17 protein-coding genes are annotated in these 24,716 nt (G+C 47.9%); 11 read left to right on the plus strand and 6 right to left on the minus strand.

The genetic code is table 11. The features are described from left to right. Positions 1-477: 477 nt before the first annotated feature. A complete protein-coding gene (locus tag QUA78_RS09965) occupies positions 478-3,396 on the minus strand; it encodes a TIGR03960 family B12-binding radical SAM protein (protein ID WP_333300034.1) in 2,919 nt (972 codons plus the stop codon). Between the two features lie 140 nt (positions 3,397-3,536). Then, a complete protein-coding gene (locus QUA78_RS09970) occupies positions 3,537-3,890 on the minus strand; it encodes an STAS domain-containing protein (protein ID WP_333300033.1) in 354 nt (117 codons plus the stop codon). A 386-nt stretch (positions 3,891-4,276) separates the two neighbouring features. Here QUA78_RS09970 and QUA78_RS09975 point away from each other — a divergent pair, with 386 nt between their 5' ends. Next, complete coding sequence (locus QUA78_RS09975; RefSeq protein ID WP_172185910.1) at positions 4,277-4,474, plus strand: hypothetical protein; 198 nt, start codon at positions 4,277-4,279, stop codon at positions 4,472-4,474. A gap of 704 nt (positions 4,475-5,178) precedes the next feature. Here QUA78_RS09975 and QUA78_RS09980 read toward each other — a convergent pair. Beyond that, a complete protein-coding gene (locus QUA78_RS09980; RefSeq protein WP_333300032.1) occupies positions 5,179-8,007 on the minus strand; it encodes a PAS domain S-box protein in 2,829 nt (942 codons plus the stop codon). Positions 8,008-9,143: 1,136 nt separating this feature from the next. Here QUA78_RS09980 and QUA78_RS09985 point away from each other — a divergent pair. Further along, the gene (locus QUA78_RS09985; RefSeq protein WP_333300031.1) at positions 9,144-9,869 is read left to right on the plus strand and encodes a DUF502 domain-containing protein; all 726 of its coding nucleotides are present in this window, start codon (positions 9,144-9,146) and stop codon (positions 9,867-9,869) included. Positions 9,870-10,191: 322 nt separating this feature from the next. Here QUA78_RS09985 and QUA78_RS09990 read toward each other — a convergent pair whose 3' ends face one another. Beyond that, positions 10,192-11,373 carry an RNA-guided endonuclease TnpB family protein gene (locus QUA78_RS09990; RefSeq protein ID WP_333300030.1) on the minus strand — a complete coding sequence of 394 codons (1,182 nt, stop codon included), beginning with the start codon at positions 11,371-11,373 and terminating at the stop codon, positions 10,192-10,194. A 362-nt stretch (positions 11,374-11,735) separates the two neighbouring features. Between QUA78_RS09990 and nusB the strand changes: the two genes are divergently transcribed. The 5 genes from nusB (at position 11,736) to argH (ending at position 18,236) form a co-directional block, all read left to right on the plus strand. Next, positions 11,736-12,368: a transcription antitermination factor NusB gene (gene nusB, locus QUA78_RS09995; RefSeq protein ID WP_333300029.1), complete on the plus strand. Its 633-nt coding sequence runs from the start codon at positions 11,736-11,738 to the stop codon at positions 12,366-12,368. A gap of 147 nt (positions 12,369-12,515) precedes the next feature. Further along, the gene (gene ftsY / locus QUA78_RS10000) at positions 12,516-14,273 is read left to right on the plus strand and encodes a signal recognition particle-docking protein FtsY (protein WP_333300028.1); all 1,758 of its coding nucleotides are present in this window, start codon (positions 12,516-12,518) and stop codon (positions 14,271-14,273) included. Between the two features lie 573 nt (positions 14,274-14,846). Continuing rightward, positions 14,847-16,334 (plus strand): PP2C family protein-serine/threonine phosphatase, encoded by a 1,488-nt coding sequence (locus QUA78_RS10005; RefSeq protein ID WP_333300027.1) that lies wholly within the window; start codon positions 14,847-14,849, stop codon positions 16,332-16,334. Next, complete coding sequence (locus QUA78_RS10010; protein WP_333300026.1) at positions 16,324-16,563, plus strand: hypothetical protein; 240 nt, start codon at positions 16,324-16,326, stop codon at positions 16,561-16,563. Before QUA78_RS10005 ends, QUA78_RS10010 begins: the two co-directional genes overlap by 11 nt. 287 nt (positions 16,564-16,850) lie before the next feature. Next, on the plus strand, positions 16,851-18,236 hold the full coding sequence (gene argH / locus QUA78_RS10015; RefSeq protein ID WP_333300025.1) for an argininosuccinate lyase: 1,386 nt from the start codon (positions 16,851-16,853) through the stop codon (positions 18,234-18,236). 98 nt (positions 18,237-18,334) lie between these two features. Here argH and QUA78_RS10020 read toward each other — a convergent pair whose 3' ends face one another. Then, on the minus strand, positions 18,335-18,523 hold the full coding sequence (locus QUA78_RS10020) for a hypothetical protein (RefSeq protein WP_006632360.1): 189 nt from the start codon (positions 18,521-18,523) through the stop codon (positions 18,335-18,337). A gap of 464 nt (positions 18,524-18,987) precedes the next feature. Between QUA78_RS10020 and bcp the strand changes: the two genes are divergently transcribed. The 3 genes from bcp to QUA78_RS10035 all read left to right on the plus strand — a co-directional run bounded on the left by bcp (position 18,988) and on the right by QUA78_RS10035 (position 20,959). Beyond that, positions 18,988-19,461 (plus strand): thioredoxin-dependent thiol peroxidase, encoded by a 474-nt coding sequence (gene bcp / locus QUA78_RS10025; protein WP_333300024.1) that lies wholly within the window; start codon positions 18,988-18,990, stop codon positions 19,459-19,461. A gap of 77 nt (positions 19,462-19,538) precedes the next feature. Next, positions 19,539-19,994: an NUDIX hydrolase gene (locus tag QUA78_RS10030; RefSeq protein WP_333300023.1), complete on the plus strand. Its 456-nt coding sequence runs from the start codon at positions 19,539-19,541 to the stop codon at positions 19,992-19,994. Between the two features lie 158 nt (positions 19,995-20,152). Continuing rightward, positions 20,153-20,959 (plus strand): alpha/beta hydrolase, encoded by an 807-nt coding sequence (locus tag QUA78_RS10035; protein WP_333300022.1) that lies wholly within the window; start codon positions 20,153-20,155, stop codon positions 20,957-20,959. Between the two features lie 152 nt (positions 20,960-21,111). Here QUA78_RS10035 and QUA78_RS10040 read toward each other — a convergent pair whose 3' ends face one another. After that, on the minus strand, positions 21,112-22,023 hold the full coding sequence (locus QUA78_RS10040; RefSeq protein WP_333300021.1) for a pantothenate kinase: 912 nt from the start codon (positions 22,021-22,023) through the stop codon (positions 21,112-21,114). A gap of 313 nt (positions 22,024-22,336) precedes the next feature. Between QUA78_RS10040 and QUA78_RS10045 the strand changes: the two genes are divergently transcribed. After that, positions 22,337-24,442, plus strand: a complete 2,106-nt coding sequence (locus tag QUA78_RS10045; RefSeq protein WP_333300020.1) for a GAF domain-containing protein — start codon at positions 22,337-22,339, stop codon at positions 24,440-24,442. Positions 24,443-24,716 lie beyond the last annotated feature (274 nt).

The following is a 24,716-nucleotide window of genomic DNA, read 5'->3' on the forward strand; positions in this document are numbered from 1 at the left end:
TTAGATTTTAGATTTTAGATTTTAGATTTACTCCACAGATGAATCTGGGAGATTGAACTTTAGTCTAAAATCTAAAACTTTTGGTTCTCCACGACTTAAGTCGGGGGCTTATCTCCGTTTTTTGACGGGGCAAAAACATCTATTGTTGAATACCCGCTCTGCGGCTTGAACCGTTAGATTTTTGAGTAAGCCGACGGCCGACAACCAGTCGATCGGTCGAAATTAATCGCTAAATTTGGTTCATACCCCGCTCCTGCGGGTTTGGCGCTAGATTTAGCCTGTGAATGTACAACAAAAAGGCTTGAAGTCTTGAACAGAAGCAATTTGCACCCAGCCCGCGTTGCTGGTTGACGAGGGCGGCGAGCGACTAAAGCGCTCGAGCCGCCGTGGCTTCCATAACAAGCGATTATAGCGTGAAACGACTGATCCCGATCGACTAGAGCCGAAGGTGAAATATTCCACCAGGGGTTCCCTATCTTAACCATAACCCAGGATTAGCTGACTACGCTCAACCTGCAGAAGCTGAATTTTCTGCTGGCTTACTTGTTCGAGCATGAACACAATATGTTCTGGCTTTAGCAAGTTGCCGTCGCTGCGACAACTGCCGGTAAAGCGCAAGACGGCTCTACTTTCGGATGTACCACCAGAGGCAGAGGTGCTGCTTTCTGCTTTCTGCTCTACAAGTTCTAGTTTGTGCAGCCGATCGCGCAAATTGACATCCTGCGTCTTTCCCGACTTAGTAGTGTGCACCCGCCAAAAAGCCTCGGTTTCGGCGATCGTCTTGACCCAAGCTTCCCAGTTGGCATCAGGAGCCACGGAGACAGGAGCAGAATTTTCACGGTCTAATTCGCCATTTTCTGTCAACGAACCCGCTACAGCGACAGTAATCACGTACTCCGCTGCTTCCAACAACTGACTGGCAGAAGCAGCCTTGAGATCGATCGGCTCAACCTTGTAAATCGGAATATTTTCCGGTAGCTTAGCGGCCAACTTTTCCCGAAAACTCTCAATATCGATCGGCTCAGTCAGCTCAAAGTCGGCAATTTCCCCAGTGCTGGTAACGCCCAGAGGCAGAGCATTTGCCAGAGAAATCCGAGGGTTCGGGTGAAACCCGCCCGTAAAAGAAATCGGCAAATCGGCTCTGCGGACTACTCGATCGAGCAATCGGAGCAAATCCAAATGACCCACCAAAGCCATATCGCCCACCTTCCCGAACCAAACCCGCAAACGCTGTTTTCGCTCCGTATTCGGCACGAATTCCCCGGCAAACTCTGGAATTGGCAGCGCCTCCACAACCACATTGTGTCCGAAGTCAGTGCCGCAAACCCCGCAGCGCGAACACCCTTCAAAAGAACAGTCTGGAACCGTCGCTGCTTCTAAAGCCTTTTGCAAGTCAATTTTCAGCCAGTTTTTGTCTATTCCCGTATCTAAGTGATCCCAAGGTAAAGGTCGATCGAGGGAGAGGGGGAGAGTGGGGGAGGGGGAGAGGGGGAGAGGGGGAGAATTGGGAAAATCTTCCTTGATTTCTCTTCCTTCTGGCTTCTTCCTTCTGGATTCTTCCTTCTGGATTCTTCCTTCTGGCTTCTTCCTGACATCCGTTACATCCGTTACATCCGTTGCCGAACTTCCTTCTTCCTTCTCCCTTCTTCCGACTTCCATCGGACTGACATCCGTTACATCCCGTACAGTGCTCGTTGCCGAACTTCCTTCTTCCTTCTCAAAAAGATTCCACTCCCCGCTTTCAACTTGGCGGTATTTCCAGGTAAGGCCAGACTCATCGATCGCCTGAGTCCAAGCTTTGTAAGCCTGATCCAAACTTTCCCACCACGCATCCATACCCGCGCCAAGTTCCCAAGCGCGGCGGACTACAGCAGCCAAACGCCGATCGCCCCGTCCGACAAAATCCTCCATTGCCGAAATCCGCACATCAGTGTAATTCACCTTGACGCCCCGCATCCCCCGAAATTCTCCCTTCAGGAGTTTTTGCTTGCGGGAAAACTCAGCAGTAGAAACCGAGTGCCACTGAAAAGGAGTGTGAGGCTTAGGCGTAAAATTAGAAATTGTCAAGTTAAAATTCAGTCCCCGCCTGCCATCGAGCCTGCATTCCCTGTGCAGCCAGCGGACTGTTTCGGCGATGCCCAAAACATCAAAATCTGTTTCCCCAGGCAAACCGATCATAAAATACAGCTTGATTTTATCCCAGCCGCGATCGACCGCAGTTTTGACACCCCGGAGCAATTCTTCGTTTGTCAAACCTTTGTTAACGATGTCCCGCATCCGCTGAGTACCAGCTTCCGGGGCAAAAGTCAAACCGCTTTGCCGCGTGCCGCCGAGAATGTCGGCAATATTATCGTCAAATCTGTCAACCCGCTGGCTGGGTAGAGACAGAGAAATATTTTTATCTTTCAGGCGGTTTTTGATTTCCATCCCGACTGCTGGGAGTGCCAGATAGTCGGAACAACTCAGGGAAAGCAGGGAAAACTCGCTGTGCCCGGTGGCTTGCATTCCCTGTTCGATCGCCTCTACGACTTGCTGCGGTTCGACATCGCGCGCGGGGCGAGTCAGCATTCCCGGCTGACAGAAGCGACACCCGCGGGTGCATCCCCGCCGGATTTCTACTGTCAGTCTGTCGTGTACTGTCTGGACGTAGGGAACCAGGCCGATCGAATAAGCTGGTATCGGAGTCGCGACGCGGCGCAGAATTCGATCGGGAACTTGCGGGCGGTTGGGATGAACAGAACCGTCGGCCGCCATATCGTAAAATTGCGGGACGTAAACGCCTGGAATTTGCGCTAAATCCAGCAGCAATGCTTCTCGGCTCAAATTATTAGTTTTGCCTTCTGCCAAAATCAAGCCAATTTCTGGCAGCAATTCTTCTCCATCTCCCAAAGCGATGAAGTCAAAAAAGTCCGCGTAGGGTTCGGGATTGGAAGTTGCTGTTTGCCCGCCAGCAAAAATCAGCGGCATTTGACCGTTTTGGTCATTTGTCGCTCTTTCTTTCCAAGTTAGGGGAATGCCGGCTAAATCCAGCATTTCCAGAATGTTTGTTGCTCCGAGTTCGTAGCTCAGGCTAAAGCCCAGAATATCAAATTCTGTGAGCGATCGCCTGGATTCTACCGCAAACAGGGGTGTTTTGGTCGATCGCAGTTTTGCTGCCAAGTCTGGTGCGGGCAAATAAGCTCGATCGCACAACTGCCTCGGCAAGGCATTCAAAATGTTGTAAAGGATGATGTGCCCCAGATTGGAAGCACCAACTTCATACACTTCTGGGTAAGTGAGCACCCAGCGCACAGACGCCCCGTCCCAATCCTTGTGGGCAGCCCCCAATTCGTTTCCCAGATAACGAGCAGGCTGATTGATTTCTGCTGTAAGTAATTCTTCGACTTTTACTGCCACGGCTCGACTCGCTAAATATCTGCGACTCTTAAGCAGCCTACCTTAAAATCTGCCAACACGCCAACGACAGTCCTCTGTCTTTTGGGGCATTTAACCGAATTTACTCGGTTTTGTTGCTTGTTTTCGCCGAGGAGGAACCTCTACCAGTGCTGGTTTGCGCAGGAGTTTTCGGCTTCAAAGCTATCGACATTTTCAAATATGTCAAAAACTCGATCGAGTTGACTGAGTTCCAGAATCATCCTCATCCCGGGGGATACCGAGCAAATACTAAACCTGCGCCCCATTCTTTTCGCCTGCTTGAGGCCCGAAACCAATGCCATCAAACCGGCACTGTCAATAAATGTTACTGCGCCCAAATCTACGAGTACCGCTACAACCCCGGGGGCTGCAATTGCTGTGATGAGTTCCCGTCCGAATTCTCCGGAGGTGGCTGCATTCAGGTGGTCTAGGGGTCGAATCACCGTAATTGGTTTATGGGCAAGAAGTGTCTGCATAATATGTCAAACCTATGGTTGCTACGTATTTTCAACTACTGCGCTGGACAGGTGTAAGCCTAAACCTACTTGATTACTCTGAGCCTAACTTACTATAAGGGAAACCGACCAGTTGTTTTCAGTATTTTTACGTAATCTTTATTTATTGACTGTTTTTTATGAAATTTTGCATAAGATTTGCGGAGGAAAAGTAAGCTACTATACTATTTTTTATTTATGCCAGTAGGTTTAGTATTGGTAAGTGTAAACATTGCGATCGACCTTGCCCTAGCTGTTAGGTTAAACTGAACAATGTAATTGGAATCACTTGTTAGTTCTGATTTAGATCACTTGCTCGCTCGACTGTTCAGAGGAAAATTAAACTGTACGGAGTTCTCCGACCTACTATGCAAGCAACTCATGCTATTCGTCAACTTGTAGAAAAAGCCCTCTACATTAAGCAGTTGACACCTGACATTGAAAACGAAATCAACTACGAGCTCACCCGTTTGGGGTACATCTCGGATATTGATTATGAGGCTTTAGAGTTATTAATGGATGAAATGGATGCTGGCCGGGTGCAATTGGTATCTACCTGTGGATAGTTGCAACGGGACGACCAGTCCACATCAAAGAGGGAAAAAATCCTTGCACGGCGGGAAATAGAGGAGTGTTAGAAGCATTGACCCCAGCAGAATATTTTCCAAATGAAGCAGCTAGTTACTGAACTTGAGATTTGAGGAGATACTGTTAAGGGCGATCGTCCCTGCACCTCCGATCGAAAGGTAAAAATTTTGACCTAAATTAAATTTATAACTTTAGAGGCTTGACAAGTTAGGTTGAATTGTGATTAAAACTCAGGCTTAATGAAGCAGCTAGTTACTGAACTTGAGATTTGAGGAGATACTGTTAAGGGCGATCGCCTGCACCTCCGATCGAAAGGTAAAAATTTTGACCTAAATTAAATTTATAACTTTAGAGGCTTGACAAATTAGGTTAATTGTAATTAATACTCATCCTTACTGTTAGCAGACTGAGGCAGAAACCGGGGTTTTTTACAACAAGCATTTTTTAGGAGTGAGAGGGAGACGGTCGCAGACGGACAGTAAATGCAAAACTGAGATGCTCCCGGTTTTTTTGTGCTGAGATACTTGATTGGTAATTGGTAAGCAATTTTGAGCCATTACGCACCCTACGAACTAACTTGAAAAAAACATTTTTCGCCCGGATGCTACGATCGCTCAAATGCAAGAAAATTCATCTATAGTTACGACATCCGTCATCGCGGAGTCAATCTAAAATCTAAAATCTAAAATCTAAAATCGTTCGATCGCGCCGCCAAACTTTGCACCACCGCGACCAACTCAACAGGCTCGATCGGCTTGGACACGTAAATTTGAAAACCTTGCTGCAGCGCCCGCACCCGTTCCTCTACCCTACTAACCGCCGTCAACGCCAACGCCGGAATTTCTCTGTCCGCCACGAGCGATCGTACTTGCGGGAGTAGAGCCTCTCCATCAGGGGCCTGCATCTCGATATCGATCGCCAACACATCCGGATTCAGCCTGGCGATCGCCTCCAGGGCTTCCATTCCCGAGCTAGCGGTCTCCACCAGGGCCCCGCAATCTTCGAGCACTGTACACGCAAAATCCAGGCAATCCGCGTCGGTATCGACCACCAACACGCGCACTCCAGAAAGATTGCTGCTGACAAAAGACTTATTGACACGGGCTCGCGCCTTGCTGTGAGGAACCGCAAACTCCTCGGGCTTGGAAACAGAAAATCCGCAGTCGCCATGGGGCTGTTTAATTGGCAATCTCACCAAAAAGCTCGCTCCTTGTCCCTTCCCGGCCGATTCCGCTTGCACCGTCCCCCCGTGCATTTCCACAAAATGGCGTACTAGGGCCAAACCCAAACCCAATCCGTTGTACGATCGCTTTGTAGAACTGTCAGCTTGGCTGAACCGATCGAAAACGTGGGGCAAAAACTCTTCCGTAATCCCTTGTCCCGTGTCGCTGACCTCAATTTCCACACAAGCGGGCGACAAATTTTTACAGCAAGCGGATTCCTCAGGGGCGAGCGTCCCATCCAGCTTCCGCACCGCCACCCTCACCTGTCCGCCATCGGGAGTAAACTTAATCGCATTCGACAGCAAATTCCACGCCACCTGTTGCAAGCGGCCGGAATCGCCAAAAATCCGCCCCGCAGTGGTGTCGAAATCCGTCACAATTTCAATATTTTTTGCCCCAATCGCGGGTGCGAGAGTATGGAGCGCAGACTCAACAGTCGAAATCAAATCCACCGACCGCAAATTCAGCGACAGTTTGCCGGTAATAATCTGCGACACGTCCAACAAATCCTCGATCAGAGTTGCCAGCGATCGCGTATTGCGGTCGATCGTTTCCAGAGCCCGAACAGTCGTTTTTTCGTCAAACTTGCGGTTTCGCAGCAGTTGCGCCCATCCCAGCATCGCATTGAGCGGCGTTCGCAATTCGTGGGACAAAGTTCCCAGAAATTCGTCTTTAATCCGGTTCGCCCGCGCCAATTCCTGGGCTCGAGCTTGCAGTTCTCTTTCCAATTGCTTGCCAACCGTCAAATCGAGAATAAAAGCCACAGATTCTTGCCGCTTTTTGGCCAGCAAAACATATCCGATCAACACCGGAATCCGGCTGCCGTCTCTCCTCCAAAATTCCTTTTCGTAGGGAGTGCAAGCCCCCGTTGCTTGTGCCTCTGCAATCCCCTTCTCGTCGAGAGACTGGTACTCCGGCGGCGTCATGTCAATCCAGTTTAATTCCCCGCGCTGCAACTGTTCCCGCGTGTAACCAACTATCCGCAAAAATTCATCGTTAGCCTCCACGATCTTGCCGTTAACATCTCCGAAGATAATTCCCATCAAGTTAGCTTCGGCCAACATTTTCAGCTTTTCTTCGCTAGCTTTGAGTGCAGCTTCTGCTTGCTTGCGATCGCTAACGTCTTGGATGTAAGCCGACAAACCAGAATCGGAAGGATAAAAACGCACCTTCAACCACTTATTCCATAACGGCACGAATTCTTCATACTCGACCGTTACCTTTTCTGCTAATGCTTTGCCAGCCATTTTATTAAACGGTAAATCGATAGCCCAGGGAAATATCTCCCAAACATTTTTACCAATCAGTTCGGCTTCTGACTTGCCTAAAAGCTCCAGAGCTTTGTGGTTGACATAGGTGTAGTTCCCCTTTAAATCGACCGCGATAAAAGCGTCGGTAATGCTTTCGAGAATGTTAGTAATTCGCTCGTTTGCCGATTGCAGCGCTTTAGCTGTTTGTTCTGCTTGCTGGCGAGCTGCTTGTTCGCGCAACAAAGCGGCAGCGCGTTCTTGTTCTGCAAGTTTTCGATCGCTAATATCGATGTAAGAACCGATGTAACCTGCAAAAGTGCGATCGGGCCTGTACCGGGGTACGCCCGTACCCAAAACCCAGCGGTATTCCCCGTCGTAGCGCCTCATGCGGCATTCGATCCGGTACTCGGTGCGATCGTCGAAAGCTCTCCGGTAAATATCCCGACATTCTGGCAAGTCATCGGGGTGCAAGCTTTCCATCCAACCAGTGTCCCTTTCTTGCGCCAAAGTTCTACCGGTAAACTTCAGCCATCCTTTGTTAAAGTAATCGCCAAGTTGGTCAGTGTCCGACATCCAAATCATCACAGGCGCGGTATCTGCCATAATCCGAAATCGAGTTTCGCTCTCCTGCTGCTGTGCTTCCGCTTGCTTGCGATCGTTCCGTTCTTGAACTTCCCGCAGGGCCCGCTGAATCGACGGCACCAGGCGTATCAAACGGCGTTTGAGAACATAATCGGTAGCGCCGCTTTTCAAAGTTTCGATCGCCACTTCCTCGCCCAAAGTAGCCGACACAAAAATAAACGGCACTCCCGGACAAGTAGCGCGGGCGATTTCCAGCGCTTCTTCTCCGCTAAAACAAGGCAACATATAATCTGCCAAAATAATGTCAAAATAGTGTTTTTCCAGCGCAGTGGCAAAGTCTTCCGGAGTTTCCACACACAGCAGAGAAAATTCGATGCCGCCATCTATTAGATATGCCTCAATCAGTTCGGCATCTAGGGGACTGTCTTCTACTAAGAGGATATTGAGCTTTTTCACAATAATTCCTTTTACTTACTTAAATATTAGTTTTCACACAACCTCATCTGGCAGCTACTTGTTAAGTGAGATCCACAAAAATATTGCGTGTTAAATTGCATAAAAAAATGTAAAAATCCATTGTTTCATCAGTTAAGCATTCACATTTCAATCATAACTTCTAATCAAGTCTTTTGCTACTTGCGGCGAGATTAATCTCTGGTCTAACTTGATTGCCTAGGGCCCTTGCTTTTTCTTAACTTTCACCTGCTTTCAATCACTCCACACCGCTGTGGCCTTGCTTCTTGCCAGCAGTTTAACCATACTCTGTAAAACAAATAGTCTCGCGCTTACTGCTAGAAACAACTAGCTATTTAGTAATTTATCTCGCTTACTGCTAACTACTGCTACCTCGTTTGGCAGATTATTTTTTTGTAGTGAGTCCCGAGTTACTTCTAAATTGCTTTGCCACTCCTCTAAAGCTTAAATTCGCTTTAATTCTGCCCTTATATCCTTAATTTCGATCGATCCCCTCAAAAAAGTGAAAGTTGCTGGTGTGTCTGCTTTAATTTTTGCCGGATTTGCCTAGAATGCAACAGTTGAAACCGGGCGAACATTTGGCTTGTCGATCGCCTTCGCTCCTCAAAAATCACTCTTTGTATAGTGAAAATTGTACTCGCCCTGCATCTGTCCAAAGATATATTTTTGGATAAACATTAAACTCACCCTGCATAGATTCCGCTGAATTCGGTAGAAAGAAGTGTTACCCAGCATAAAATATGAGAAAGCTCGATCGAGCAATTAATTTCCGACACCAATCACAGAAAATTTCCTCTGGACTCGCTACACTTGCACTCCCAGGTAGCCTCTGACCGATCGGCTTATTGGTTGAGCCAGAGCCAAACTGTCTTAAAATATACAATACGGTGAGCTGCTGCACAGCCCGCATATATTAAAAGCAAGCGCTAACTTGCAATAATTCTTTAAAATATAGGTACAGCACCAGCGATCCTTAACCCTTCCCCGTCCGAAAGGGTAGGGTTCAGCACAATTGAAGACGATCGTCTATGGTGACTTGCAGTAAAGCCCGTGCAGTTGCTTTAGTCTCAGGTTTATTCAGGTTATTTGCAACCAGTTACGAGGAGATTTGACCCGCCGTGCTCCAACGCATCAAACAAGACTTAAAAAACGACCTGATCGCAGGTCTACTGGTAGTGATACCGTTAGCTACCACCATCTGGCTGACAATTACCGTCGCCAGTTGGGTCATCAATTTTCTCACCAAAATTCCCAAGCAGATCAACCCTTTTGACGGACTCAACCCGATTTTGGTGAATCTGCTAAATCTCTTAGTAGGGCTGGCTGTACCCCTGCTGAGCATCTTAGTCATCGGTTTAATGGCCCGCAACATTTTCGGCAAGTGGCTGCTAGACTTTGGCGAACGGCTGTTGCAGGCAATTCCCCTAGCCGGTTCGGTTTACAAAACTCTCAAACAACTGCTGGGAACAATCCTCAACTCAAACGACAAATTTCGCCGCGTGGTGTTAGTGGAATATCCCCGGCGGGGAATCTGGACTTTAGCATTTGTGACCGGTACGATCGAGACTAACGATATTCCGCCTCACCTGTCCGGCGAAACCCCGATCGGCATTTTCATCCCCACCACTCCCAATCCCACTACCGGATGGTACGCTATAGTTCCCGAGGCAGATTTAGTCAATTTGTCAATGTCGATCGAAGATGCCTTTAAAGTCATCATCTCTGGCGGCATCGTCAACCCCAACAACTCAATTGCAGTAACCCCCGAAAACATCAAGGGCAAAACACTCGAACCCTTGGTATCCGAATCAAGATACCAGCCTGTCCCAGTCGAAGAAGATTGAACCAGGACATCGGCGTTGCTGAATAACGGTATAATTTCCGGCAGATCCCCGACTTCTGAATCAAATTCAAAAACATGAAAATCAGAGTGGTAAGAAAGCAGTCGGGGATCGGGTTTGTTTTTCCTACTTCCGATCGGCAATACCAAGATATCAATCTCTAGATTCAGGTTTAGCGAGTTTGAAAGTGAACTTTCTCCATCAAAGATCATATTTGTCCAAAACCTGCCCAGAAACAATCATGACTGAGGGCGGGTTTTTTGCGAGTTTTTCTGGTGAACTACCACACATCAACTGCCACGCAGTATGATCTGGGCTTCCCAATTCAAGGGCAACCGCCAAGGACAGCAGTAGACTTTCGCCCATACTGTTTTGGTCTTACATTGCCTCCAAGGGCAGTAACGCTGGTTCCCAACGCCAATATCCGTAAGCCTTCGTTTCTAATGTTGATAGCCGCATTGATGTCTCTATCGTGTCGCGATTGGCAGTGGGGACAGTTAAATTCACGGACTGATAGATCCATTTTTGGTATTGGCAACAAAGTATTTGAGCAAAGATGTGACGAAGGGAAAAATCTACCTACTTCTAGGTAAACTTTGCCTTCTGCCTCTGCTTTGTACTTGAGCATAGTGCAGAACATCCCCCAACTAGCATCACTTATTGCTTTGGCTAGATTGGGATTCTTGACCATGTTCTTTACTGCCAGATTTTCGACAACAATAACTTGGTTTTCGTTGACTATCTTACGGGATAGTTTATGTCGGAAATCTTCACGCACTCTGGCTATTTTTGAATGCACCTGGGCAACAGCTAGTTTAGCTTTGCGACGTTTGTTAGTCGTCTTATCCTTTTTACGAGATAGCTGACGCTGTTTGCGTTTGAGGTTGCGTTCGTGTTTCTTCAGATGTCTGGGATTTTGATACTTTGAGCCGTTAGATGTGACAGCAAAATCAACCAGTCCCAAGTCTATGCCAATGGCTTTACCCTCTTCACTGGCTGTCGGTGACTCCTGCCCATCCTCCATTAACAAGGAAGCGTAATAACGACCATCAGGCATTCTAGACACCGTGACAGTTCTTAATTTGCCAACAGTATCACGATGAATTTTGGCTTTTACGATGCCAAGATTTCCAGGGAACTTAATCGAGGATTTACTCAGAATTTTGACGTTCTGAGGATACTGCATTGATTGTCTACCCTGACGCTTTTTGAATGTAGGGTACTGTGCTCGACCATCAAAGAAGTTGATAAAAGCTTGAGACAGATTCAGACAAGAAGATTGGAGGCATTGGGAATAGCATTCTTTGAGCCACTCATACTCCTTTTTCCAAACTGGTATCTGTTTCTTCATTGTTAAGGCAGAGATACCCTTGCCAGTTTCCTTGTAGGCCTGGGACATGGTAGCAAGAGACTGATTCCACACCCAACGAACACAGCCAAAGGCCCCTGCCAAATGACTTTGTTGTTTTTTGCTGGGATAGATTCTGACCTTGACCACCTTCAACACAATGTTTTTACCACAGTTGTAGTAACCATGATAACATTGAGCCAGCGATAGAGCAATGGATTTGCGATGCCCGCTCGCGCTTCGACTTCGCGGTTCCTGAGCGAAGTCGAAGGGCAGGATAAACTCCGTTGAAGGCTTCGTTTTCTCCTACACCGCCTCAATCAAAGAGAGAATCGTTTTTTAATTTATTTGGCGGTGCAATTGTCAACTCACTCGACTCTCATCCCCCGGCTAAGTCGAGTACGACTATACTGTGGGGATTCCCGTCTGCCTAGCTAAAGTCCAAGTCTATGCTCTCAACCAGCGCCTAGCAATCTCAAAAATTCCTAAATTCCTAAAGTCCCAATTCCTATCTAAAAATTATGAAAAAAGCCCGCGAAACAGCACGCGAACTCGCACTCCTCGGCATCAGCCAACTGCCGACGAATCCAGAACTCTTAGAAGCCAAGAAACTGCAAGATGTTCTCCTCGCCGCCATCCGTGCCCTGACAACAGAAGTTCAAGAAGCCCTAGAAGCCGCAGCATCCGAAGTGCAGCGGAGTAGCGACAAACTGCTTGCCAGCGAAATCCGCGCAGCCGATATACAAAGTGCGAGAACAATGGTGCGGGAAGCAGTCGAACTCACCCAAACCGCAATCAACCGTCTCGGTTCAGCAATGGAGTTTCCAGAACTGATCCAGCTAGCCAACCAGCAAGATGTCCGCACCTATGCTTTGCAAATCCTGACGAAAGTCAGCGCCAACCGTGTTCAAATTGATGAATTGCTCTCGGAAGCCCTTGTAGACTGGCAAATAGAACGGTTGCCCCGGATCGATCGAGATATCATGAGAATCGCGATCGCCGAAATCCTATATCTCGGCCTAGCCGAACAAGTCAGCGTCAGCGAAGCCGTCCAACTCGCAAAACGCTACAGCGGTGACGAAGGACATCGCTTTATCAACGGAGTCCTCCGCCGAGTAGTCGATAAAATCAACGCAGAAGTTGTTAGTCCCTAGTCCTTAGTCATCAGTCCTCCGGGTGCTTGGTGGGCACCTTACCCGGAGGGTGCAGGCCGGGGCGCGAACCTTACCCAGAGTCATTAGCAATCCGCAATCCGCAATCCGCTCTAAACTAAGGACTAATAACTATATTCCCAATTTCCTATGGTATTTAATTGGTTTCGTCGCCAGTACAGCGAAAGCAAATCTTCTGAAACAGAGGCAACCCCCGAACAGCCGCAAGATGAGTCGGCAAAATCGGCACCGGTTGAGCCTCAAACAGATGCAACAGAGCAAGGCTCTCCTGCTGTAGCCGAAGATTATCTCAACTGGGCCAAAGCTGCTTACAAAAATATTCAAAAACAGCAAAAACCCGAAACAGAAGTTTCCGAGACAGCAGCGCCCGAGGTTCCAACAGCCGAAACAGAAATCGCGACAGTTCCAGAAGTTGCAGAAGCGGCGACTATTGAAACAACCGAGGCGATCGAACTCGAAGCAGCACCCACAGCACAAACTGTTGCAGAAGTTCCAGAAGTGGCAGCACCAGCGGCACTTGAAGCTACCGATGCTCAAGAACTCGATGCAGCCAACCCAGCAGAAATTGCCGAAACTCTGCAACCAACAGCCGGGGCGATCGATATTGCACCTATTGCTCAAAAATTAGAAGTTACAGCAGAAAATATAGAAATTGCCGAACCTGCAACGGAGGTTGTAGAAACCGAATCACTCGTATCTGAGGGCGAAGCAGCGGAAGCCCTGCCGTTTTGGGCAAGAGCTCAGGCCGATCGCATGGAGCGCATCGAACGCCTCAAAGAAACCGCAATTGAAGAACCAGAGGCAATTGCAGCCGCCGCCGAGAGAGCGGCAATTATCGAAGAAATTCCCGGTTTCGCCTTTGACGAAGGCTTCCTGTGGTCTTCAGAAATCTTAGCCAGTCAAGGCCGCCGACCAGATCAAGTATCCGTTGAAGAAATCACTTGGCTGCAAAAACTGCGGAAAGGCTTAGAAAGAACTCGCCGCAGCTTAATTAATCGACTAAAGGCGATCGTCGGTCAAGGCCCGCTCAATCAAGACGCGGTAGCCGAAATTGAGACTTTGCTGCTGCAAGCCGATGTCGGAGTCGCAGCCACCGACATCATTATCAGTCGCCTCCAAGAAAGACTAAAACAAGAAGTGCTGCCGCCAGAACAGGCTCTAGCCTACCTCAAAACCATCCTGCGCGATATTCTCGACGCTCCCTGTGCTGAAACCGCCGCCGGCAATCCAGCCTACAGCCTGACATTTGCCCCGGAAAAAGACACCTTCAACATCTGGTTGATCGTAGGAGTCAACGGTGCGGGCAAAACTACGACGATCGGCAAACTTGCCCATATTGCCCAAAAATCCGGCTACAAAACCCTGATTGCCGCCGCCGACACTTTCCGGGCCGCCGCCGTCGAACAAGTGAAAGTTTGGGGGTCCCGCAGCGGCGTCGAAATTATTGCCAACCCAGGGAAAAATACCGATCCGGCTGCTGTCGTCTTTGATGCGATCGCCGCCGCCAGCGCCCGAGGCACAGAACTGCTGATCGTAGACACCGCAGGCCGCCTGCAAAACAAAAAAAATCTGATGGACGAATTAAGTAAAATCCGTCGCATAGTAGATAAGAAAGCCCCAGGCGCTACCGTAGAATCTCTACTGGTCTTGGATGCCACACTGGGTCAAAATGGTTTGCGACAGGCAGAAGTATTCGCTGAATCTGCAAAATTAAGCGGAGTAGTATTGACAAAACTTGACGGTTCTGCTAAAGGTGGTGTTGCCCTAGCAGTGGTGCAGCAGCTTGGTCTGCCAATCCGCTTTATTGGAGTCGGGGAAAGCATCGAAGACTTGCGTCCGTTTTCTAGTTACGAATTTGTGGAAGCCCTACTCGATTTTAGATTTTAGATTTTAGATTGATGAGGTATCTGCCAGCCGCACCCATTTTTTGGAGGCGGACACAGAGCTTCAAAATCTCAAATTATTAACCTCAAACTAGCATCGCAGGACTTGCGCCGATCGCCACGAGCGATCGAGTGAAAACTAAATATCTAGAAACAATACCTTCGTTCTGTTATTGCTTGGTTGGGATCAAACCGCCAGCCCAAGCAAGCGTGTCAAATTAAGCTCAAATGTAGTATCAGTTGTCTGTCTGATTGCACATTCTTCCCGATCCCCTGGCGCCCCCCTGATAGTCGGGTGGGACAGGAAATAGTCAAAGTCCCCCTTCTTCTTAAGGGGAGCCGCTGCGGTCTTGGGCCCCCCCAAGTAGAGCAAGCAGCGTGGATTTAGGGGGTATCTAGACTCAGCTATAAACGAGATTTCTTAAGAATTTTAGACTTAAGTTGATACCAATGTCCTAGTGCCCAACTTACTCGATCGAACCAAACTACTTGCTCGAAAAAAAAACGGGTTTCTGTTCAAGTGGCCCGTAAGTCCTCAATCATTCCTCCCTCTAACATCGAAAATCACAAATTAAAAATGACTGCTGTGCCTTTGCCTCGCCCCTCACCTCAACCTGCTGACCGCCCTCCGGGTCGCAATTCCACCGACGCGACGCCAGTATTTGCCCTCAAAGAACTGGTGGCGCGCTTGCACCGATACCAGCACAACGTTCAAGATATGTTGGGTTCGCTGGGATTTGCCCTGCGCAGTTTTAACAATCTCAACCAATTTTTGGAGTTGGTGCCTTTGGTGGCGACTCGCGTTACTGACGCCGACGGGGGAGCTTTAGTGCTGTTCAAACCCAACGGTCAAGTCAGGTTCCAGCAGTTGCACTGTCAGGAAGGACGGCAGTGCCAAGATATGCGAAAAGCGCTGGAAATAGCCACCAGGCAAGCTACAGCAGGTGCGAGCGCTAATGGTGCATCTTTTTCGGAAACCTCTGGGCAAACCTCTAGTCTCGACCTGCAAGTCGGTCGTTATTTAGGCCCGGATGTTCATTTGTTTGGGGCGCCAATTTTAGTCAAGAATTTGGAACGCGGACGGCTTTATGTTTTTAGCAGTGACCCGCAATATGTCTGGACTCCCAGCAGACAGAAATTAGTTCGGTTGGTGGCGGATCAAACGGCCGTGGCGATTTGCAAAGACGAACTTACTGTTAAGTTGGCTGAAAAAGACCGCTTAGACAGAGAGTTAGAAATCGGGGCGGAAATTCAATTGCGGCTGCAACCCCGCAGTTGTCCGAAAATTCCCGGCCTTGACGTAGCCGCCCGCTGCCAAACTGCTAGCAGAGTCGGCGGAGATTATTATGATTTTATTCCCGCTGACTACGACCCGATCGGCAAGGAAGATGAGGGGGAACACCCCCCATCCCTGATTAAAAATCTCAAGTCAAAAATCGACAAGGGCCGCTGGAGCATTGTGATCGGCGACGTGATGGGCAAAGGAGTGCCGGCTGGCCTGCTGATGACGATGACACGGGGTATGCTGCGGGCCGAGGTTTTGAACCGCCACTCGCCTGCGAGAATTTTGCAACATTTAAACCGGGTAATGCACGCGGATTTGGAAAATTCCCACCGTTTTGTGACTCTGTTTTATTCCGAGTATGACCCGAAAACTCGCGTTTTGTCTTACAGCAATGCTGCTCACCACCCGCCTTTGCTGTGGCAAGCTGCAACTAATACGATTCTTCAGCTCGATACTTTGGAGGGAATGTTAATTGGCCTGGATGCTGATTCTCAGTACCAAGAAGCCCAAATTCAATTGCAGCCAGGAGATACTATTATTTATTACACAGACGGATTTACTGATGCTGCTAATCAAAGGGGCGATCGGTTTGATGAGGATAACTTGACCTCGGCTTTTCAGTGGGCTTGTCAAAATTATCAGCACTCTGAAGAAATTTTGGATTATTTGTTCGATCGGGTTCACCAGTTTATCGGCATCGGCAATCGCAATGAAGATGACATGACACTGGTTGTACTTAGGCTAACACCTTTAGCAGGAGAAAATCACCATGATAGTTAATTTAATGCCGGAAATTACTGCTGGATTAATCAACTCGATTAATTGGCACGATGCTGCTCACGTGTTAGTTTTGAAATCTCATTTGAGTTCGACGGTGGTTTTGGCTCAAAGCTACGACATTTTTACGAATTTCCAGAAAGCTTGGAACCATTTTGTTTCGACTGGTCAAATAGGAGCTTTTTTTATAGGTATTTTTGTTGGCTGGTTCATTAAAGGGATTATTCCTTAGAATTCTTGTCGAAGAAGGTATCGGGAACGGATTTAAAAGGTTTGTAACCACAAGTTAACTTTTTTATGATGCAGCAAAAGTTTCACAATTTTGTAGTCAAGACTTCAGTTTTTTCTCGTCAATAGATGTATAAAAAGTTTGTAGTCAGGACTTGAGTTTTTTCTTGCCGAATTTGGATGGAGGGCTAAAGTCTTTGCTACCAACCGGAGTCAGGACTAAACTCTTTGCTACAAATTGGTTTTTAGAGACTTCTGCAACAGAGATATAATCTAGTTTTAGCTTGAGCAATGACAACACAACAAAAAACTTGGAGTCAAAGATTTGAATCGGCGCTGCACCCGGCGATCGCCCGATTCAATGCTAGTATTGGCTTCGATATTGAATTGATTGAGTACGACTTGACGGGTTCTGTCGCTCACGCTAAAATGCTGGCAAAAACGGGGATTATTTCCGCAGCAGAAGGCGAACAGTTAGTCAATGGTTTGGAACAGATCCGATCCGAATACCGCCAAGGACTTTTTGTGCCGGGAGTTGAGGCAGAAGACGTTCACTTCGCTGTAGAGAAGCGGCTGACGGATATCGTGGGGGATGCGGGGAAAAAGCTGCACACGGCCCGATCGCGCAACGACCAAGCAGGTACTGATACTCGGTTGTATTTGCGCGATCGCATCGCAGAAATTCGATCGCAATTGCGGGAATTTCAAGGGGTTTTGCTCGATATTGCCGATCGTAACGTGGAAACTTTAATCCCCGGTTACACTCATTTGCAGCGCGCTCAGCCCATCAGTTTGGCTCATTACCTATTAGCTTATTTTGAAATGACAGATCGCGATTGGGAACGTCTCGGCGATATCTGCAAGCGGGTGAATGTTTCGCCCTTGGGTTGTGGCGCGCTGGCGGGGACGACTTTCCCGATCGACCGAAATTATACGGCAGAACTCTTGCAATTTGACAAGGTTTATGCTAATAGCTTAGATGGAGTGAGCGATCGAGATTTTGCCATAGAATTTCTCGCTGCTGCCAGCTTGATTATGGTACACCTGAGCCGCTTGTCAGAAGAAATGATTTTGTGGTCTTCTCACGAATTTGGATTTATTACGCTCAAAGATAGCTGCGCTACTGGTTCTAGCATCATGCCCCAGAAAAAAAATCCCGACGTGCCGGAGTTGGTGCGGGGCAAAGCGGGGCGGGTGTTCGGTAACTTGCAAGCCTTGTTGGTAGTAGTGAAGGGACTTCCTTTGGCCTACAACAAAGATTTGCAAGAAGATAAAGAAGCTTTGTTTGATACCGTCAAAACTGTACAAGGTTGCTTGGAAGCAATGACGATTTTGCTGCGGGAAGGAATCGCGTTTAATGGCGATCGCCTCGCCGCTGCCGTTACAGAAGACTTTTCTAACGCTACAGACGTAGCCGACTACTTGGCCGCCAAAGGCGTTCCTTTCCGGGAAGCTTACAACCTAGTCGGCAAAGTCGTCAAAACTTGCCTCTCGGGGGGCAAACTCCTCAAAGATTTGACGCTTGAGGAGTGGAAAGACTTGCACCCAGCCTTTGAGACAGACATTTACAGCGCGATCGCACCTCAGCAAGTGGTGGCGGCTCGCAATAGTTACGGGGGTACCGGGTTTGAACAAGTGAAAAAATCACTTATCGCTGCGCGCGATCGGATCGCCTAAACATCGTTGAATTATTGGACAAATTCCGGCTGGCTATCTCTCCTTAAAACGATCGTGTCTTCCACTCTGGTTCTAAGTTCGGCAGATAGCCTCAGCAATTAATCTTCAGCAGCAGCCATATCTTTGTCTCTGCCACCGCTCATGGCGCCCATGCCGCCGCCGTTGCCGCCGTCAAATCGCCTTCTCTTGTTGGAGAACATATCCTGATTTCTCCGCTTGCGAAACTTGCGAGCGTATGCTTGATTTCGTTGTGCCTTCTCTTTCTTGAGATTGCGGCGCTTAGCCATTCTGACCTCACTAATAAACATTGACAGTCCCCGGGCTTTCACGCCCAGGGATTCTTCAGGTTGACACTCTGTGCACTCTTGGTGACTGAGATTCTTGGTTCAGCGAACTCACTTGCTTGCCACTGGATTTCTCCAGCCTCAGTAGAGGTGTTTTCTCCCCAAGCGTAAATTCCGGTATGTCCTACCGTACTCGATCAGTTCTCTTTATGTAGTTAGGTTTTGTTCAAATTTAGCTTTCCTAAACCGCAACACCGTTAGGTGTGACTACGCACTCAACTAATCCAGTTAAGTTTTTACGTTGTCTAGTTATACTCAATTTTAGACCGATGACGATCATAGCACACCCGGCACAAGACCCCGAAAAAAGAACACGGGGATTCAAGTCGCTGGGAATCCGGGCTCGATGGGACGCAATGTTTTCGATCTTCCAGAATATTTCTATAAACTCTTGACAAATACGACAAATGACTATCAATCCCGGTGACGTAGCTCCTGTCTTCAGCCTGCCCGACGCGCAAGGCAATGTCGTCAGCCTTGCAGATTTTCGAGGGCGGCGAGTTGTACTTTACTTTTACCCTCGGGACAATACCCCTGGCTGTACCAAAGAAGCTTGCGGCTTTCGCGACATTTACTCAGACTACGAGTCGCGCAATATTGCAGTCCTCGGCGTCAGCACAGACGGGGCCGGGGCCCACGCCAAGTTTGCAGCTAAATATCAACTGCCTTTTCCCTTGCTGTGCGACTCAAACGCTGAAGTTGCTACCGCCTACGGCTGTTACGGACTCAAAAAGTTTATGGGAAAAGAATTTATGGGAATTACTCGATCGACTTTCGCGATCGACCCTGATGGTAGGATTGAAAAGGTTTATCGGAAAGTCAAACCAGAAACTCACGCAGCCGAGATATTAGCAGACTTGCCAGACCTCTCGCCTGAATGAAAAATTAAAAATTAAGACTTTTGAGCTGCCAGCTAAGAAACCTAAAATTACTTTCCCCTAAACAAGCTTTTGAGTTTATGCGTCGATTGTGGCAAATTGTACAAACTGTGCTGGGACTGATTTTTCGACATCCCGTCACTGGTACTGCGGTGATTCCCGTATTGCCTGACGGGCGAATTGTGTTAATTCGCCGCCGCGACAACGGTCGCTGGGCACTGCCGGGAGGTATGGTGGATTGGGGAGAGGATATTCCCACAACTGTGCGGCGGGAATTAGCAGAGGAAACAGGACTCGATTTAGTCAAAATCCGCCGCTTGGTGGGTGTTTATTCGGCTGCCGATCGAGACCCTCGCCTGCACTCGATTTGTATCGTGGTGGCAGCAGAGGTAGAGGGAAAGATGCAAGTTCAGGATACGCTAGAAGTCAGCGAGGTTGAGGCTTTTTTGCCCGCATCGCTGCCGGAGGGCCAGCTCAGCCACGATAACGACCAACACTTACAGGACTATTTTCAAGGCCTGACAACTTTGGCGTAAATCGGCGGGGCATCCAAATTTGATAAAAGTCGGAAATTACCTCGCCGTCAAAAGTTTTCTGTTATGACTGTGAAATTAATTTTCACTGTTTTCCTACTTTTATTCACAATCTCTGAACATTAAATTAATCATCTTTTTATTACTAAATATTTAACCGGATGTACTCACCGCTACGCAATTCTCGGGTAAAACTCTCTGTAGGGCAAATCTTCTGGCACGAAGTCGGTCAAGGCCCGAATTTAGTATTTTTGCACGGTTCTTGGCAGGACAGCAGTCAGTGGCTGAGGACGATCGAACATTTGAGTCCCTACTACCACTGCTTCGCACCGGATTTGCTGGGGTTTGGCGACTCGGAACGCCGGAATCTTCATTATTCGATCGACCTGGAAGTAGAATGTCTCGCCCAATACCTCGATACTTTGAAGTTGCGACAGGTTTATTTAATCGCTCACTCTCTGGGCGGCTGGGTGGCCACCAGCTTCGCTATCAAATATCCCGATCGAGTTCAGGGTTTGGTTTTGTTGGCCCCAGAAGGCATCAAGGTTGGCAACCGGCGGGGGCGGTGGCAGACGGCTAGCTGGCTGATCGGCAAACCTCCGCTGGCTTTGTGGTTGCTGCGATCGATCTATCCAATTGCTAAGTTGCTGGGCCGCCACAACAAGATTGACAGGCTGTTAAAGTTCAGACAGCAGTTGATGCAGTCCCCAGTTGCCGTGCAGTTGCTGTTCCGGCGGCGGCGGGCTGAAATTACAGCGGAATTAGTTGATGAGAATTTGCCTTTGCTGAAAGCGCCTGTTTTGCTGTTGCACGGTTCTGAAGATACCCCCGCAGCTTCGTCTCTGTGTCAATCCTATGCTGCTCTGGCTCCTAATGCCGAACTGCAATTGGTCAGTCCGGGGGAAAGCAATTTGCCGCAGGAAGTCCCGGAGGTTGTTGCTAAGTATATTCGCGAGTTTGCTAAGTGAATTGGGAATTGGGAATTGGTCATTGGGAATTGGGAATTGGGAATTGGGAATTGGTCATTGGTCATTGGTCATTGGTCATTGGTCATTGGGAATTGAGAATTGGTCATTGATAAAATGACAACTGACAACAGTCAACAGTCAACAGTCAACAGTCAACAGTCAACAGTTAACAGGCTAATTCCCCAAAAAATGGCTTCGGGTGCGTCAATTACTGCGGAAGCCGTATCGGGAAAAGCTGAGGCGAGATATTGCAATAACAAAGTTCGATCGCCCCCCGTGAGTGCAATTTTGCTATCAGGAAACAAACACCGCCAATCTTCAATAAAATCCCTAACTCCCGCCACCGTCGCATACACAACTCCGCTGTGAATTGCCCCAGAAGTATCGGTAGCCCAGCGGTGCGGCAGATTTTCTGGTAAGCTGATTAAGGGTAATGCAGCGGTTTTTTTGCCTAGCGATGATAACTGCAAACCCAAACCCGGTAAGATGGCGCCCCCAACTAAATACCTATTGACATCAGCCCCAGTAAATGTTAAAGCTGTACCAGCATCTATAAGTAAAACTGGCCAACCCAATTGGTTGCCAGCACCGAGTAAAGCCAAAGCTCTGTCAATTCCCAGGGTAGGATAGAGTCCCCCGATCGGCAACTGGTCTAAAGTAATAATTCGGACATCAGGATAACTCTGCCAAATTGCTGTTTGTTGGGGAACAACTGAGGCTAAAACTAGAGGCAGGGGAACTAAAGAAAGTGTGTGAGGACTAGAAAAAGCGGGAGTAGCAGGAAGACAACGGAGATTTTGAGAAGATATTTCCTCGATCGACCTCATTACTGTTTGCACCAAATATTCGACCTTTTGGGCCTCGGAGAGCCGGGAAACAGCATCAGCTTTGAGATGCTCTGTATCCCATGTTTTCTCCAGAGTTTTGCCCGCAAATAATCCCCAGTGCAGGCGCGAATTTCCGATCGCCAAAGCTATTTTTATCTCACCTTTACCTGTCAATTCATAGGTAAGGTTGTCGGTGCAATCTTGCGGGCGAAAATTGTCAGCAATTGATTTTTCCATGATAAGCGAACGCGCAAACATTGAACTAAAGATAGATGTTAGATTAATTTTATTCGCTTAACCGCGCGGTTAACTCTATTTGACATCTGACCAAGTTCAATGGGGCGCGCCAATTAGTATTGTATGCTGCAGAGCCCATACTTTATATTTATAAATATTTGTAAAGCAAATAATTGCTATGCTCAGGCTGCATCCTTTATAATGTCTTAAGATGTTCCAAAAATCCTGGTAGCTACGATCGGGATCTTGGCGGGGTAAGCACAGGTCTAAAAAACCAGGCTCAATCAAAATACTGTACCAATGCTGAGTAAATATGTCTTTAAAAATACAAGAACACGAAAACCCCTCGCCGAGATTAACTTCGCGGTTGCCTGAACCTGAAAAGTGGAGGCAGGAAGAAAGTCTTCCGCAGCCGGAAGTAGACAAACAAAAAGCCCTAATCTTGCAGATGCAACAGCAAGTTCAGTTATCAAACTTGCTGAACCAAATTAATAACGAAATTCGCAGTACACTTGACATAGAAGAAATTTTGACATCGGCCTGCCGATTGCTGGGGCAAGCGCTAAAGTCCAGCCGCGTGAGCATTTTAGTCAAAGAATCAAATACAGAAAAAACTTTAGTCACGCGGGGAGAGTACAACGCGGGCGACTATCCGATCCAACTGGGCATGAAAGTACCGATTACTGACAACCCACATTTGGCGGCAGTCGTGTCTCAGCAAGAGTCCCTAGGAGTGACGAAGTTTCTCGATTTTCCGGGATTGAACGAACAAACCCGAAAAATTGCCGAAGCTTTGGAGATTAAGTCAATGCTGGCAGTAGCTACTCGCTATCAAGGTGAAATGAATGGCATAATTGGCTTGCATCAGTGCGATCGCGAACGGGAATGGACAGATTGGGAACGGCAGCTTTTAGAAGGGGTAGCATCGCAATTGGCGATCGCGATCAATCAAGCCAAACTCTATAGCAAAACCAGGCGTCAAGCCGAACGAGAATCGCTGCTGCGGCTGATCGGCAACCAAATTCGCAGTACCCTGGATCTGGGAACTATCCTGGAAACAGCGGTGAGGGAAGTCCGCCAAATGTTGCAGTGCGATCGAGTAATTATCTATCAGTTTCAAGACAACTGGCAAGGAAAAGTTGTTGTTGAAAACATGACGGTTCCTTGGCCTTCAATTTTAGGAGATATGGGGGCTGATAAGTGTTTCCGGGGAGATTACGCCGATCTTTACCAGCAAGGGCGAGTCAAAGCAATTAATGATATTTTTAATGCCGGTTTAGAGCCTTGCCACGTTGATTTCTTAGACAGTTTGCAGGTAAAAGCTAATTTGATTGTGCCAATTGTTACATCAAGAACTGAAGAAAATACCCCCGACACAGCCGGAAGCTATAATCCTAAATTTCCCGGTAGGCTGTGGGGTTTGCTGATTGCTCACGAGTGTGGAGATACCCGCAATTGGCAGCGGCAAGAAATGGAGTTGCTGTCGCAGCTAGCCGACCAAATGGCGATCGCCATTCAGCAAGCAGAACTTTACAACAAAGTCCGAGAAGCTGCGGTCAAATCTCAAGCTCAAACCCAGCAATTGCAAGCAGCCTTAGAAGAATTGCGATCGACACAGCAGCAATTGATTCAAAGCGAAAAAATGTCCGGTTTGGGGCAAATGGTAGCGGGAATTGCTCACGAAATTAACAACGCTAACAATTTCATCCACGCTAACTTGTTTCACGCTCAAGAATATTTCAAAGTCTTGAACGAAGCTCTAGAACTGGCCGGGAATGCCTGCCCGGAAGCAGCGGCAGCAATTGTCAAAATCAATGAAGAACTCGAACTGGATTACATTCGAGAAGACTTTGGCAAACTGCTCAAGTCTATGCGGGAAGGCAGCGGACGGATTCGATCGATCGTGATGACGCTGCGAAATTTTTCTCGTTTAGACCACGCTGAATTAAAACCAGTAGATTTGAATGAAGGTTTAGAAAGCAGTTTCTTGATGCTGCAAAATAAGCTAAAAACCAATATCAAAATAGACAAGCAATACAGCCGTTTGCCGCCCGTCCAATGTCATGCCAGTCAAATTAACCAAGTATTTTATAATTTGATTGACAATGCTTTAGATGCGCTCCAGTCAACGAGCAAACCGGGGGAATTAACCATCCGCAGTTGGCAAAGCGATCCGGACTGGGTAACAATCTCTGTCCGCGACACGGGAACTGGCATTCCTGCGGAAATTCAAGACAAGATTTTTGACCCGTTTTTTACTACTAAACCTGTGGGGAAAGGCACTGGTTTGGGACTTTCAGTGTGCTATCAGGTAATTGTTCAAGCTCACGGCGGCAAGATCCGTTGCCTCAGTCAGGTTGGCGAAGGAACTGAGTTTATTGTAGAGTTGCCGCTGACAAATCAGAGGGTAAGTGCATAATTCCTGCTTTAGTCAGATTAATCACCCATGCCCCATGCCCCACGCCCAATTTCCTATAGCCTATGCCCGTGGATTTATAGAGCGCTTTGGATCTAAATGGAGTACACCCCCTCCCCAACCCTCCCCGAACTTCGGGGAGGGTGCCCGATAGGGCGGGTGGGGTGAATCTACTTCACTCAGTTGAAATCTGCTGTAAGTAATTAACTGTAGTTTAGACTAAATAAAGATGAGAACGGTGGCTTTCAGAAGAACTAGAGCCACCGCGCCGGGAGAG

This window comes from Microcoleus sp. K4-B3, from assembly GCF_036704615.1.
Lineage (GTDB): Bacteria > Cyanobacteriota > Cyanobacteriia > Cyanobacteriales > Microcoleaceae > Microcoleus.

Excerpts from the sequence above, each read along its gene's own strand:
- ftsY (WP_333300028.1), top strand. The coding sequence starts at position 12,516 with ATGGTATTTAATTGGTTTCGTCGCCAGTACAGCGAAAGCAAATCTTCT.
- QUA78_RS09975 (WP_172185910.1), top strand. The coding sequence starts at position 4,277 with ATGCAAGCAACTCATGCTATTCGTCAACTTGTAGAAAAAGCCCTCTAC.
- QUA78_RS10010 (WP_333300026.1), top strand. The coding sequence starts at position 16,324 with ATGATAGTTAATTTAATGCCGGAAATTACTGCTGGATTAATCAACTCG.
- nusB (WP_333300029.1), top strand. The coding sequence starts at position 11,736 with ATGAAAAAAGCCCGCGAAACAGCACGCGAACTCGCACTCCTCGGCATC.
- QUA78_RS10040 (WP_333300021.1), bottom strand. The coding sequence starts at position 22,023 with ATGGAAAAATCAATTGCTGACAATTTTCGCCCGCAAGATTGCACCGAC.
- QUA78_RS10045 (WP_333300020.1), top strand. The coding sequence starts at position 22,337 with ATGTCTTTAAAAATACAAGAACACGAAAACCCCTCGCCGAGATTAACT.
- argH (WP_333300025.1), top strand. The coding sequence starts at position 16,851 with ATGACAACACAACAAAAAACTTGGAGTCAAAGATTTGAATCGGCGCTG.
- QUA78_RS09970 (WP_333300033.1), bottom strand. The coding sequence starts at position 3,890 with ATGCAGACACTTCTTGCCCATAAACCAATTACGGTGATTCGACCCCTA.
- QUA78_RS10035 (WP_333300022.1), top strand. The coding sequence starts at position 20,153 with ATGTACTCACCGCTACGCAATTCTCGGGTAAAACTCTCTGTAGGGCAA.
- QUA78_RS10005 (WP_333300027.1), top strand. The coding sequence starts at position 14,847 with ATGACTGCTGTGCCTTTGCCTCGCCCCTCACCTCAACCTGCTGACCGC.
- QUA78_RS10030 (WP_333300023.1), top strand. The coding sequence starts at position 19,539 with ATGCGTCGATTGTGGCAAATTGTACAAACTGTGCTGGGACTGATTTTT.
- QUA78_RS10020 (WP_006632360.1), bottom strand. The coding sequence starts at position 18,523 with ATGGCTAAGCGCCGCAATCTCAAGAAAGAGAAGGCACAACGAAATCAA.
- bcp (WP_333300024.1), top strand. The coding sequence starts at position 18,988 with ATGACTATCAATCCCGGTGACGTAGCTCCTGTCTTCAGCCTGCCCGAC.